This is a genomic window from Streptomyces sp. Ag109_O5-10, assembly GCF_900105755.1.
Taxonomy (GTDB): domain Bacteria; phylum Actinomycetota; class Actinomycetes; order Streptomycetales; family Streptomycetaceae; genus Streptomyces.
The window spans coordinates 2,192,780-2,205,949 of sequence record NZ_FNTQ01000001.1; the positions used below are offsets into that span (position 1 = coordinate 2,192,780).

A 13,170-nucleotide genomic window follows, 5' to 3' on the forward strand; every position below is an offset into this window, starting at 1 on the left:
ACTCCGGGAGTGGTCGGCGGTGCAGCCGGATGGACAGGTCGTTTCTCAACTACCGTTTCCGGGCTGACCGTTCTGATCAGCAAGAGCTGCCGGAGTGAGCGGATTCATAGCGGTGACATCGCGCGGGGCGATGGAGAAGCCCTGCCAGTGGACCGGCATCGGCTGCTGGTCCTCGTCGCGCGCGATGTGGTGGAAACCCACGTTCACCCAGACCACGGGGTTGGTGAGGGTCTGCCCGTTCACGAACTTGTCGACGGTCTTGGGGTGACCGCTCGGGCAGCCCGGGTTGTTACTGGCGAACTGCTCGCACTTGTCGTACTGGGTGAAGTAGACGTCGTGCGAAGTGAAGGCGTGGCCCGGGTACTTGTTGCTGGCACCCCGAACGATCTCGTAGGACCGCGCGTGCCCGTCCTTGTTCTTGCCGGCCGTGCTGACCACCCGCCACCAGCGCATGTTCTCGGCGTCGCCGGCGAGTTCCTTGGTGACATCGGTGAGGGTGGTCTTGTCGGTGGGCGCCTCCTGGCCGCGCGTGGGGGCGCTGACCTTCGAGTCGTACTGTTCGACACGGCTCTTGGAGGAGCCGTCGAGGTCGAAGTCCAGCTTCCAGAAGACGTTGTGAGCGTGACTGGTGGCGTAGGCGTGGGCGCCCTTGCCTATCGGCCAGCCGCGGCCGTCCCCGGCGTCGTAGTCGCCCGGCGAGAGGCTGCCGGTGGCGCCGACGTTCATGTTGATCGTGCCGTCGTCCTGGAACCGCCACTCGGTCATGTACTCGTACCAGCCGACCTTGTTGACGGTGTAGATGAGCAGGTCCTTGCCCTGCTGCTGGTACACCCGGTTGCCGGTGTCGGCCTGCATCCGGTACGCGTGGCCACGCGAACGGGTGGTGGTGCACAGGCCGTTGACGTTGGGGTGGGCCGGGTCCCAGGCCTCGGGGACCTTGACGGTCTTGATGGTGCCGCCGGGGCACTCGGCCGAGTCGAGCGGCACCAGGCCCTGGGCGAACCCGAAGCCGGTCAGGTCGTCGTACTCGACGCTGCCGTCGTCGTAGGGGACGTCGATCTGCGCGAGGCGGGCGCTGGAGAGGACCTTGATGGGGGCCGACTCGCCCTTGGGCTGGTAGGAGATGTGCTCCAGGACGAGTCCGGCCTTGCTGTCGTAGCGCCAGCACATCCGCCAGGTGGTCCCGGTCGAGAGCTTCTGCTCGATCCGGTAGGCGGCCGAGCAGTCGGCGGCGGCCGCGGCGGCCCGCTTCGGCTGGGCGACGGCGGGTCCGGCCGCGGTGGTGGCGCCGGCGGCCAGCGCGACCGCGGCCAGGCCCACCGCGGCCGTCCTGCGGGCATGACGGATTCTGGGCACGCGCGTGCTCGCGCGCAGGTTCACGGGCATGACGAAGTGACTCCTGGTACGGGAGATGCAGGTGGAAAGGTGAACGGAGGGGCCGGCTCAGCGGCCGAGCTTCACGACCTTGCGCGCGCTCAGGTCGACGATGAGCGACCTGGCGTCGATCCACGGCCCGTTCTTCACCTTCGGGAAGAGCCGCACACAGCGGTGCTGGCCGCATGTGCCGAGGGCGGCGGGCTGGGCGCCCGGAGTCGCGCGGTACACCGCGCTGTTGAGCAGCAGCTGCTGTTCCGGATCGGTCAGCGCGGTGCCGGTGGCGTCCTTGAAGTCCGCCTTCAGGCCGGCGCCGAGCGGGTCGGCGACCAGCAGCTTGATCGCCTCGACGTTCTCGTCGTGGCTGAGCGGCGGCTGGACGCCCTTGCTGCTGGTGGTGTGCTCGACCTTGCCGGTGTCGAGGTTGACGGTCCGGGTGACGAGGGTGTCGTCCCGGTAGTCGTAGAACGTCACGTCCGCGCGGCGCGGCGCGTCCGAGCTGTCCAGTTCGTTCGCGTCCGGCTCGGCGAGATCGACGCTGAGCCGCTGCGGGCCGCGCCGGCCCTCGACGTTCTCCCCGGCGCTGAACATCTGCTTGGTCAGAGCGAGTTGTTCGACGCGCCTGGTCTCGTCGTCGGTCAGCGGGTCGCTGCCCGTGCCCTTCTTCCCCTCGGCCGGCGCCTGTTCCACCACGCCCGGCTTGACGGCGTCCTGTCCCTGGCCCGCCTGCTGTGCGGCGACCGCGCCGTTCCCGTCGCCGCCTCCCGACTCGTTCGCCCCCGCCGTGCCCGGCAGGGTGATCCCGACCATCACGGCGGTCCCCGCGACCGCCAGTCCCGCACCGGCCACCACCTTGCCCAGATGGCGGTGCACTATCTTGCGCACATCTTCCCCCTACTCCCCCTCGGTCACAGGGAGTACGTGATTGCCCCACTGGTTCGGCACACGTCGCCACACGGGCTGCTGTGTGCACTGGTCGCGGGGTAAGAGGGACGTAAGTCACGAGGGGTTCCATTACTTTCGGGCAGACTCATGACCAAGGCGCCCCCGGGCGCAGGACACACCTGGAAGAGTCGACTTCATGCAGGTCTGGCCTGGAGAGGCATATCCGCTCGGCGCCACGTACGACGGCGCCGGGACCAACTTCGCGGTCTTCACGGAGGCCGCGGACCGAGTGGAGCTGTGTCTGCTGCACGACGACGGCTCCGAGACGGCGGTGGAACTGCGGGAGAGCGACGCCTTCGTCCGGCACGCCTACCTGCCCGGCGTGATGCCGGGACAGCGGTACGGCTTCCGGGTGCACGGCCCGTACGACCCCGGGCGCGGGCTGCGCTGCAACTCGGCGAAGCTGCTGCTCGACCCGTACGCGAAGGCGGTCAGCGGGTCGGTGCGCTGGGGCGAGGAGGTGTACGGCTACCACTTCGGCGACCCCGACAAGCGCAACGACCTGGACTCGGCGCCGCACACCATGACGTCGGTGGTGATCAACCCGTACTTCGACTGGGGCGACGACCGGCGGCCGCGCACCGAGTACCACCACACGGTGATCTACGAGGCCCATGTGAAGGGCCTGACCATGCGCCACCCGGGCCTGCCGGAGGAGCTGCGCGGCACCTACGCGGGCCTGGCCCACCCGGCCGTCGTCGAGCACCTGACGGCGCTCGGCGTCACGGCCCTGGAGCTGATGCCGGTCCACCAGTTCATGAACGACCACCGGCTGGTCGACATGGGCCTGAACAACTACTGGGGCTACAACACCATCGGCTTCTTCGCCCCGCACAACGCGTACGCCTCCTGGGGCGACCGCGGCCAGCAGGTCCTGGAGTTCAAGTCGGCGGTCCGGGCGCTGCACGAGGCCGGGATCGAGGTGATCCTCGACGTGGTCTACAACCACACCGCCGAGGGCAACCACCTGGGCCCGACGCTGTCCTTCCGGGGCCTGGACAACCCGTCCTACTACCGGCTGACGGACGACCCGCGCTACTACATGGACACCACCGGCACCGGCAACTCGCTGCTGATGCGGTCCCCGCACGTCCTCCAGATGATCATGGACTCACTGCGCTACTGGGTCACCGAGATGCACGTCGACGGCTTCCGCTTCGACCTCGCGGCGACCCTGGCGAGGCAGTTCCACGAGGTGGACCGGCTTTCGTCGTTCTTCGACCTGGTGCAGCAGGACCCGGTCGTCTCCCAGGTGAAGCTGATCGCCGAGCCCTGGGACGTCGGCGAGGGCGGTTACCAGGTGGGCAACTTCCCGCCGCTGTGGACGGAGTGGAACGGCAAGTACCGGGACACCGTGCGCGACCTGTGGCGCGGCGAGCCGCGCGCGCTGGCGGAGTTCGCGTCCCGGCTGACCGGTTCCTCCGACCTCTACCAGGACGACGGCCGCCGCCCGCTGGCCTCCATCAACTTCGTCACCTGCCACGACGGCTTCACGCTGCACGACCTGGTGTCGTACAACGACAAGCACAACGAGGCCAACGGCGAGGACAACCGGGACGGCGAGAGCCACAACCGGTCCTGGAACTGCGGCGCCGAGGGCCACACCGACGACCCCGCGATCCTCGAACTGCGCGAACGGCAGATGCGCAACTTCATCGCCACGCTGATGCTGTCCCAGGGCGTGCCGATGCTCGGCCACGGCGACGAGTTCGCCCGCACCCAGCAGGGCAACAACAACGCGTACTGCCAGGACAACGAGGTGTCCTGGGTGGACTGGCCGGCCCCCGACGACGACAGCGAGCTGCTGGCCTTCACGCGCGCGATGGCGCGGCTGCGCAAGGAGCACCCGGTCTTCCGGCGCCGCCGCTTCTTCCACGGCCGCCCGGTGGAGGGCACCCACGACGAGCTCTCCGACATCGCCTGGTTCACCCCCGAGGGCCACGAGATGGTCCAGCGGGACTGGGACTCGGCCCAGGCGTCGGCCCTCACGGTCTTCCTCAACGGCAACGCGATCTCGGAACCGGACACACGGGGCCAGCGGATCGCCGACGACTCGTTCCTGCTGATGTTCAACGCGTCGCCGGAGCCGCTGGACTTCGTGGTCCCGGTGAACCACGGCCGGCAGTGGGAGGTGGTCGTCGACACGGCGCAGGCGGAGCCGGTGTCGGCCGGACCGAAGGTGGACGGCGGCGAACGTCTGACGTTGGTGGGCCGGAGCCTGACCGTGTTGAAGAGGCCGGCGTAGGGATGCGTGCTCCGACGGGCCGTTGGGCAGGTGCGGGCCGTTGGGGGCTGGTCCCGTCCACGCGGTGGAGCCGCGGAGTCGACACGACCCCGCGCCCCTTTGGGGCGGGGTACCGCACCCCGTGACACAGAAGCCGACCAGACGGGTACATACGTCCGCATGACAGCCGAGCGAACCGCCCTCACCGTGCCGACAGCCACCTACCGACTCCAGCTCCAGCCCAGCTTCCCCTTCCCGGCCGCCCGAGCCGCCGTGCCGTACCTCGCCTCGCTCGGCGTCTCCCACCTCCACCTCTCCCCCGTCCTGGAGGCCGTCCCGGGCTCCATGCACGGCTACGACGTGGTCGACCACGCGCGCGTGCGCGAGGAGCTGGGCGGCGAGGAGGGACTGCGGGCGTTGTCGCGGACCGCGCGGGAGCACGGTCTCGGCCTCGTCGTGGACATCGTGCCGAACCACATGGCGATGTCCCCCCGGCACAACCACGCCCTGTGGGAGGTGCTCCGGGAGGGTCCGAAGTCGCCGTACGCGCGCTGGTTCGACATCGACTGGGAGGCACAGGGGGGGCAGCTGCTGGTGCCGGTGCTGGGCGGCCCGGTCGGCGAGGTGCTGGGGCAGCTGGCGGTCGACGGGGACGTGCTGCGGTATCACGAGCACGCCTTCCCGCTCCGCGACGGCACGGCGGACCTGCCGCTGCCGGAGCTGCTGGACGCCCAGTGGTACCGCCCGGTGTGGTGGCGGCTGGCCCGCACCGAGCTGAACTACCGGCGGTTCTTCAGCATCTCGGAGCTGATCGGGGTGCGGGTGGAGGACCCGGAGGTGTTCGAGGCCACCCATGCCAAGATCCTCCAGCTGCTGCACGAGGGCGTGGTGGACGGGCTGCGCGTCGACCACCCCGACGGCCTCGCCGACCCCGACGGCTATCTCGCGCGGCTGCACGAGGCGACCGGCGGACGCTGGACGGTGGTGGAGAAGATCCTGGCCGACGGTGAGCACCTGCCGGCCGGCTGGGCGGTCGCGGGGACCACCGGGTACGACGCCCTGCGGCACGTGGACGGCCTGTTCACGGATACCGCGGGCGCGGCTGAACTGCTCGGCGGCTACCGGAGCTTCGCGGCCCCGCAGACGGACCGGGGCGGCGACTGGGCGGCCACGGTCCGGCGGGCGGCGTACAAGGTGATCACGCACGAGCTGGCGGCCGAGACGGACCGGCTGACGCGGGCGGCCACGCGCGTGTGCGCGACGTCGCCGGACCCCGCGCTGCGCGACCGGGCGCCCTGGGCGCTGCGCACCGCGCTGCAGGAGCTGCTGGTGCGCATGCGCGTGTACCGGCCGTACGCCTCCGGCGACGTGGCCTCCGTGGTCACCCCGGAGGCCGCCGAGGAGGCCCGGCGGGCCTTCGTGGTGCCCGAAGAGAGCGGCGCGGTGGACGTGGTGCGCGGGCTGCTCCTGGCGGGGGACGGCCCGGAGGTCGAGGAGTTCCGCACGCGGTTCGCGCAGACCGCGTCGGCGCTGCGGGCCAAGTCCGTGGAGGACACGGCGTTCTACCGCTATGTGCCGCTGCTGTCGGCGACCGAGGTGGGCGGCGACCCGGGCAGCCCCGGCGTGTCCCCCGACGCCTTCCACGCGTACTGCGCGCGCGTGCAGCGCGACTGGCCGCTCACCGGGACGGTGGTGACGACGCACGACACCAAGCGCAGCGCCGACGTACGGGCCGCGCTCGCGGTGCTGACGGAGTGCCCGGAGCGCTGGGTGGACGTGCTGGCCGAGGTGACCCGGGACGAGGAGGGGGTGCCGGACGCGCAGCTGGCCTGGGCGGCCTGGCAGACGGTGTTCGGGCTCGGCCCGGCGGATCCGGAGCGGGTCCGGGGGGCGCTGGTGAAGCACGTGCGGGAGGCGGGCCTGTACACGAGCTGGACGGAGCAGGAGCCGCCGTACGAGGAGGCGGTGGTCTCGTTCGTCGCGGCGGGGCCGTGCGGGGCGCCAGGAGAGCGCGTGGCGGACTTCCGGGCCGCGCTGGAGCCGCATGTGCGGGCGAACGTGCTGGGGACGGCCCTGGTCCATCTGACGATGCCGGGGGTGCCGGACGTCTACCAGGGCACGGAGGGCGAGTACCGGGCGCTGGTGGACCCGGACAACCGGCGGCCGGCCGCCTTCCCGCCGGAACACCCGGGCGAGAAGGACGCGGTGACGGCGGCCGCGCTGCGGTTGCGGGCGCGGCGCCCGGACGTCTTCGGCGGCACGGCGTCGTACACGCCGCTGGCCGCCACGGGGCCGGCCGCCGCGCACTGCCTGGCGTTCGCGCGCTCCGGGGAGGTGGTCACGGCGGTGACCCGGCTGTCGCTGCGGCTGGCCGAAGCGGGCGGTTGGCGGGACACGGTCCTGCCGCTGCCGCCGGGCCGCTGGGCGGACCTGCTGGCTCCGGAGCGGGAGTTCACGGGGCACGTGCGTGCGGGCGAGCTCTTCGAGGGGCTGCCGGTGGCGCTGCTGGAGCGGGTGGGAGACGAGGGCTGACCGGGGGCCGACAGGAACCGAGGGGGGGGCCGACAGGAACCGACAGAGGGCTTTAACAGAGGACTGACACGGCTGAAGGGGTCTGGCTGGAACTGGCGGGTACTGGTACCAGAATTCACTCGTACGAGTGAATATGTGGCTGATCCGTCGGTTTGCTGAAACTTGCCGGTCGCAGACCGCGTCGGTTATCGGCGCGCGGAGCCGTTCCGCGCCCCGTAGTGGCTTCGCACCCCTGTCGGCGCCGACAAGCCCCACCGGCCGACGGCAGATGCCTCTGGGCGCCCCCTGGAGCCTCCCCCGGGAGGTTCTTGACAGTTCACCTATGCCGTGCGGGACTGGGGAATGCGAAGCCGGGCGGACAAGTCGGGGGTGAGTCTCCTGCCGGAGCTGCGTTACCCCAGTGTTCCCGAACTCGTCGCCACCGCCCGGGCGCTGGCCGCGCACCGGCCCGGCCTGTGCACGTTGCGGCAGATCGGCGTATCCCGCGCGGGCAGACCGCTGCACCTGCTGTCCGTCGGACACGCCCGGCGGGCGGTCCTGGTGGTCGCGGGTGCCCACGCCAACGAGCCGACCGGGGGCGGCACCCTCCAGGTACTGGCCGAGCGCGTGCTGAACGAGCGGGAGCTGCGGGCGACGAACTCCTGGCACTTCCTGCTCTGCGCGGACCCGGACGGGGCGAGCCTGCACGTCACCCCGGCCCCGCGCAGCCTGTTCGACTACCACCTCGGCTTCTACCGGCCGGCGGGCCCCGAGCAGCCGGAGTGGTCGCCGTCGGTGCTGCCGCCGGACCGGCTGCCGCCCGAGACCCGGGCCCTACTCGGGGTGATCGACGAACTGCGCCCCTACCTCCAGGTGACCCTGCACGGCACCGACCTGGGCGGCAGCTGGGTGCAGCTGACGAGGGACGTGCCGGGGCTCGCCGAACCGTTCGCCAAGTCCGCCGCGGAGCTGCACATCCCGGTGGAGACGGGTGCCTCGGACGCCGCGGGCTGGCCGCACTCCGGGCCCGGGGTGCGGGTGATGCCGGGCCCGGAGACGGGGGTGGCGTACCCGAGCATGCCGGACGACGCACGGCACAGCACCTGGTACCACGCGCACCGGTACGGCGGTCTCACCGCGGTGGTCGAGGTGCCGATGTGGGCGAGCGACCTGGTCGACGACCCGGCGCCGCACCCGGCCCCCGCGGCGGCGATGCGGCGGCTGGCGCTCCGGCTGCAGCGGGACTCGCGGGAGGTGGAGCGGCTGCTGGCCGAGGCGCTGCCCAGGCTGGACGCCCTGGGCGGCCTGGACGGGCCGCTGCTGCGGGCCGCCCGGTGGGCGCTCGGGCTGATCCCAGGGCTGGCCGAGGACTGGATCCAGCGGCCGCCGGTCGACACCACGATGGCGTACGTCGGCAGCGTGGACGCCTTCGGACGGCGGCTGCCGTTGCGGGCCGCGTCGATGCTGCTGCGGGTGCTGCGGGAGGCGGAGGACCGCGCGGCGCCGCGGCTGGAGGAACTGGTGGCCTCCTGGTGCGAGGCCTACGGCGAGCGTTTCCAGGCCCGCTGGGTGCCGCTGGAGCGCCAGGTGGAGCATCAGTCCAGGACGGTGCTGGCGGCCGCCCAGCACGCGCGTGAGCAGGCGGCGTGAGGCCCGGGGCCGGGTCCTGGCCCGGGGGGCCGCACGCCGCCCTCGGGCTCAGTCGTCGAGGGCGAAGACCGGTCCGGTCCTGGCCGCCATCTGGCAGGCGTTCGGGAACGTCTCGCGGTACTCGATCGGCCTGCCGTTCCACTGCCCGCGCGCCTGGGCGGTCACCGGGGCGTAGACCATCGGGCACATCGCGTCCTTGGCCGGGGTGATGCGGGCGATGTCACCGCCCGACGCGGCGAGTTCCGCACAGGCCTCGGCCGCGTGCGCGTACCCCTGGGGCGGGTCGCACAGCAGGACGGCGCCGTGCGCGTCGTCCGACTGGTTCTCGCCCTGGGTGACGGTCAGGTACAGGTAGTCGCCGCCGTGCGTCGCGGCTGGCGCGGCCTGGGCCGGGCCGGCGGCGAGGAGGGCGGCCGCGGCCAGCAGGGCACCGCAGGCCGCTGTCGCTTTGCTGAGATGTGTCATTCCCCGTGCATCGGCACGGCGGACGCGGTTCCCCAGTCCGGCTCACCCGATCGGGCCGTCACGCGCGCGTGGCGGCGTGCCAGTTCGAAGGCGCTCAGGACCACCCTCGTCTGGTACTCCGCCTGGCGTGCGACCGCGATCCAGCGCGCGCCGAGGACGTCGTGGTAGTCCGCGCACCAGATGTCGATCAGCCGGTCCAGGTCGGGCAGGGCGGCGGCCGGGTCGTGGCCGGTGCTGCGCAGCAGCTGGTGCAGCATCCCGGCGGTGCGCAGGACCAGCCGGCGCCCGGCGATGCGCAGGGCGGCCAGGTGGGCGGAGCTGAGCGGGGGCAGCGGGCGGGCGCTGCCGGCGCCCGCGTCGGGGTCCCAGGCGTCGGCGAGGCCGGGGCGGACCAGCAGGTAGTCGTCGACCGGCGCGAGCAGCCGGGCCGCGTCCGGCGCCGCGTACAGCTGCGGCCGGATCCGGGCCAGGACACCGTCCAGCAGCTCCGTGTCGCGCCGTAGCGTCCGGCTCACCGAGCGCAGCGCCGCGTCCCGGTCGGCGGGCGGTGTGCCGTCCTGGACGGCGGCCACGCCCCACATGGGCGCCTCGACGATCGCGGTGACCGTGCCGTGCCGGTAGGGGTGGAACCAGGTGGACTCGACGGCTGCCTCGGTGATGGCGGCCGCCAGGTCACCCCGGCGGGGCGGCGGGACGCGGTAGACGGCCGGGCCCAGGGCGGGCCAGTACAGGGTGTCGTAGGCGCCGAGTTCGCGGGGGATGCCGAGCCGGGTCGCGGTGTGCGCGAGGCGCCGGTCGAGGCCGGGGAGCTCGCGGGTCAGCTCGACGAAGCCGCCGCCGACGTCGACGCCGTGCAGCGAGCACTGGAGAAAGGGCCGCAGCTCGTCCTGGAGGCGGAGCAGGGCCCTGGTCTCGGGCAGCGCGGCGGCCTCCGCCCCGTCGGGCAGCCACTCGGGCTGCTCCAGGAAGCCGGGCCGGAAGAAGTTCCGGAAGTAGTGGCCCAGGGTGTACGGCCCGGCCAGCCAGCCCTCGTTGCGCCGTGCGCCATCGGGGTCCAGGCACAGCAGCAGGTTCCAGGTGACGTCGGCGTCCTCGGTGAGCCTCGGGTCGGCGAGGAGCCGGTCGGCGAGACGGAGCACGGTGGCGCCGCCGACGGGTTCGTTGGCGTGCGGGCCCGCGACGACGAGGACGTGCCGGGTGCCGTGACCGATGGAAAGCAGCCACATCGGGGTGCCCGCGCGGGAGGTCCCCACCCTGCGCAGCCGGGCGTCCCGGGGGCGGTCGGCGACCAGCGCGGCCGCCCGCGAGGCGAGCTCGTCGACGGACGGGTACTGGAGGAGGGGCGGCAGGTCACACCTCCACAGAGCGGTGCCGTCGATTCACATGGTGTGCACGGTTCACGCACAGTCAGTCACGACTTGCGGGGTACGTCAACACCGCGACGGAGAATCACTTTTCGGCCATCGCACGGGACACGGCCAGGTGGCGGCGGACGGGCCCGCGGTTCAGTCGCTCGCGAGCCGGAACGCCATTCGGCCGAACGCGACCTGGTCGCCCTCGCGGACGACGGCGGCGCCGGTCACCCTGCGGCCGTTCACGGTCGTGCCGTTGGTGGAGCCGAGGTCCCTGAGGACCCAGAGGCCGCCCTGGTGGCGGAGTTCGGCGTGCACCCGTGAGACGGTCTCGTGGTTGAGCCGCAGCCCGCTGGCGGGGTCGCGGCCGATACGCAGCGGATGACCGTTGCCCGGGTGCGGAAGCAGCAGCTTGGGCAGCCGCTCGGCCTGCCAGGCCCGGCGCAGCCGTACGGTGAAGCCGGAGACGGCCTCGACGGTGCCGAAGAGCAGGCGCGCGAAGCGGTTCTCCTGCGGCAGGTCGGCGGTGAGCGCGGCGAGTTCGTCGGCGCGGCGGGCGGCGAGTGCCAGCTCCATGCGGCGCACGAACGTGTCGTGCGACAGCCGTCCCATGGCGACGCCGTCACGCAGCAGGCTCAGCGCCTTGTCGCGCTCCGCGTCGGACAGCCGCGCGGGGTAGGTGTGGAACTCGAAGGACGACGTCACGCTGCCGATTCTGGGTCAGTGAACCCCGGGTGTCCAGAAAACGGGGAAACGGCCGTCCCGCGCGCGTACGGACGGCGACACCCGTTCCGCAAAGCCGGGATTCAAAGCGGATTGATCTCTTTTCACGGCACGATGGACGTACTACCTCACGATGAGCCAGACGAAGGGGACCGTCCGTGCAGTTCGAGGTGTGGGCACCGCAGGCAGACCGTGTGACGCTCCATTGCGACGGCGCCGAGCGCGCGTTGGAGCGCGACCCGGACCGGTCCGGGTGGTGGACCGGGGAGGCGGCGGCCGAGGACGGCACCCGCTACGGGTTCGCGCTGGACGACGGCCCGGTGCTGCCCGACCCGCGCTCGCGCCGCCAGCCGGACGGGCCCGACGGGCTCAGCGCGGTCGTCGACCACGAGCGCCACGAGTGGCGGGCCGCCTGGCCGGGGCGCGCGCTGCCCGGCGCGGTCCTCTACGAGCTGCACGTGGGCACGTACACCCCCGAGGGCACCCTGGACGCGGCCGCCGCCCGCCTCGGCCACCTGCGGGAACTGGGGGTCACGCACGTGGAGTTGATGCCGCTGTGCCCGTTCCCCGGGCGGCACGGCTGGGGGTACGAGGGCGTCTCGCTGTGGGCGGTGCACGAGCCGTACGGCGGCCCCGAGTCACTGAAGCGCTTTGTCGACCGGGCCCACGAACTCGGTCTGGGTGTCGTCCTGGACGTCGTGCACAACCACCTCGGCCCCTCCGGCAACTACCTGCCCGCGTTCGGGCCCTACTTCACGGACGCCCACCAGACGCCCTGGGGTTCGGCGGTGAACCTGGACGCGCCCGGGTCGGACGAGGTGCGCGCGTACCTGGTGGGCAGCGCGCTGGCCTGGCTGCGCGACTACCGGATCGACGGGCTCCGCCTGGACGCGGTGCACGCCCTGTGCGACACGCGCGCGTGCCACTTCCTGGAGGAACTGTCGTCCGCCGTGGCCGGCCTGGCGGCCGAGTCGGGCCGGCCGCTCTTCCTGGTCGGCGAGTCCGACCTGAACGACCCGCGGGTCATCACCTCGCGCGCGGAGCACGGGTTCGGCCTGGACGCGCAGTGGAACGACGACTTCCACCACGCCCTGCACACCGCGCTGACCGGCGAGTCCCAGGGCTACTACGCCGACTTCGCCCGCGCCCCGCTCGCCGCCGTCGCCAAGACGCTCACCGGCGGCTACTTCCACGACGGCACGTACTCCAGCTTCCGCGGCCGCCGGCACGGCCGCCCGCTGGACCGCGCGCGGGTGGCCGGGCACCGGCTGCTCGGCTACACCCAGACCCACGACCAGGTCGGCAACCGCGCCCAGGGCGACCGGCTTTCGGCGTCCCTCTCCCCCGGCCTGCTGGCCTGCGCCGCCACGCTGAGCCTGACCGCGCCCTTCACACCGATGCTGTTCATGGGCGAGGAGTGGGCGGCCGGCACCCCCTGGCAGTTCTTCACCGACCACACGGACCCGGACCTCGCGGAGGCCGTACGCCGCGGCAGGCGGCGGGAGTTCGCGGCGCACGGCTGGGCCGAGGAGGACGTGCCCGACCCGCAGGATCCCGCCACCCGGGACCGCTCCTGCCTGGACTGGTCGGAACCGGAACGCGAGCCGCACGCGCGCGTGCTGGCCTGGTACCGGCGCCTGCTGGCGCTGCGCCGTGAGCAGGCGGACCTCACCGATCCCGATCTCGCCGACACCAAGGTGGCGTACGACGAGGCGGCACGCTGGCTGGCGTTCCGGCGCGGGGACGTTCGGGTGGCGGTGAACCTGGGCACGGAGCCGGCCGCGATCCCGCTCGGCACCGGGCGGGTGGAGGTGCTGGCCGCGTGGGACACCGTGGCGGCACCGGACCCGGACGGGATGCTGCGGGTGCCGGGCGAGTCGTGCGTGGTGCTCACCCAGGCCTGACCCCGGCCCGGCTCCTGCTCCG

9 protein-coding genes are annotated in these 13,170 nt (G+C 72.6%); 4 read left to right on the forward strand and 5 right to left on the reverse strand.

The window, feature by feature from the left end; genetic code table 11:
- Window positions 1-45: 45 nt before the first annotated feature.
- Together BLW82_RS10080 and BLW82_RS10085 are read right to left on the reverse strand one after the other, a co-directional pair.
- On the reverse strand, window positions 46-1,386 hold the full coding sequence (locus BLW82_RS10080) for a copper amine oxidase (RefSeq protein ID WP_093498465.1): 1,341 nt from the start codon (window positions 1,384-1,386) through the stop codon (window positions 46-48).
- A gap of 57 nt (window positions 1,387-1,443) precedes the next feature.
- Window positions 1,444-2,259, reverse strand: a complete 816-nt coding sequence (locus BLW82_RS10085) for a Tat pathway signal sequence domain protein (protein WP_093498466.1) — start codon at window positions 2,257-2,259, stop codon at window positions 1,444-1,446.
- A 196-nt stretch (window positions 2,260-2,455) separates the two neighbouring features.
- Between BLW82_RS10085 and glgX the strand changes: the two genes are divergently transcribed.
- The 3 genes from glgX (at window position 2,456) to BLW82_RS10100 (ending at window position 8,704) form a co-directional block, all read left to right on the forward strand.
- The gene (gene glgX, locus BLW82_RS10090; RefSeq protein WP_093498467.1) at window positions 2,456-4,564 is read left to right on the forward strand and encodes a glycogen debranching protein GlgX; all 2,109 of its coding nucleotides are present in this window, start codon (window positions 2,456-2,458) and stop codon (window positions 4,562-4,564) included.
- A 159-nt stretch (window positions 4,565-4,723) separates the two neighbouring features.
- The gene (gene treY, locus BLW82_RS10095) at window positions 4,724-7,075 is read left to right on the forward strand and encodes a malto-oligosyltrehalose synthase (protein ID WP_177232901.1); all 2,352 of its coding nucleotides are present in this window, start codon (window positions 4,724-4,726) and stop codon (window positions 7,073-7,075) included.
- Between the two features lie 369 nt (window positions 7,076-7,444).
- Window positions 7,445-8,704, forward strand: coding sequence for a M14 family zinc carboxypeptidase (locus BLW82_RS10100; protein WP_093507974.1), 1,260 nt, complete (start codon window positions 7,445-7,447; stop codon window positions 8,702-8,704).
- A 48-nt stretch (window positions 8,705-8,752) separates the two neighbouring features.
- Here the strand turns inward: BLW82_RS10100 and BLW82_RS10105 are convergent, their stop codons facing one another.
- The 3 genes from BLW82_RS10105 to BLW82_RS10115 form a co-directional block, all read right to left on the reverse strand.
- On the reverse strand, window positions 8,753-9,169 hold the full coding sequence (locus tag BLW82_RS10105) for an SSI family serine proteinase inhibitor (RefSeq protein ID WP_093498468.1): 417 nt from the start codon (window positions 9,167-9,169) through the stop codon (window positions 8,753-8,755).
- Window positions 9,166-10,533 (reverse strand): M14 family zinc carboxypeptidase, encoded by a 1,368-nt coding sequence (locus BLW82_RS10110; RefSeq protein WP_093498469.1) that lies wholly within the window; start codon window positions 10,531-10,533, stop codon window positions 9,166-9,168. Before BLW82_RS10110 ends, BLW82_RS10105 begins: the two co-directional genes overlap by 4 nt.
- 141 nt (window positions 10,534-10,674) lie before the next feature.
- Window positions 10,675-11,226 carry a DUF1707 and FHA domain-containing protein gene (locus BLW82_RS10115; RefSeq protein ID WP_093498470.1) on the reverse strand — a complete coding sequence of 184 codons (552 nt, stop codon included), beginning with the start codon at window positions 11,224-11,226 and terminating at the stop codon, window positions 10,675-10,677.
- A gap of 176 nt (window positions 11,227-11,402) precedes the next feature.
- On the opposite strand from BLW82_RS10115, the gene treZ reads away from it, so the two are divergent.
- Window positions 11,403-13,148, forward strand: a complete 1,746-nt coding sequence (gene treZ, locus BLW82_RS10120; RefSeq protein ID WP_093498471.1) for a malto-oligosyltrehalose trehalohydrolase — start codon at window positions 11,403-11,405, stop codon at window positions 13,146-13,148.
- The last annotated feature ends 22 nt before the right edge of the window (window positions 13,149-13,170 follow it).

What these genes read in the sequence shown, in the direction of transcription:
- BLW82_RS10080 (WP_093498465.1), bottom strand. Translation starts at nt 1,386, where the DNA reads ATGCCCGTGAACCTGCGCGCGAGCACGCGCGTGCCCAGAATCCGTCAT.
- glgX (WP_093498467.1), top strand. Translation starts at nt 2,456, where the DNA reads ATGCAGGTCTGGCCTGGAGAGGCATATCCGCTCGGCGCCACGTACGAC.
- treY (WP_177232901.1), top strand. Translation starts at nt 4,724, where the DNA reads ATGACAGCCGAGCGAACCGCCCTCACCGTGCCGACAGCCACCTACCGA.
- BLW82_RS10105 (WP_093498468.1), bottom strand. Translation starts at nt 9,169, where the DNA reads ATGACACATCTCAGCAAAGCGACAGCGGCCTGCGGTGCCCTGCTGGCC.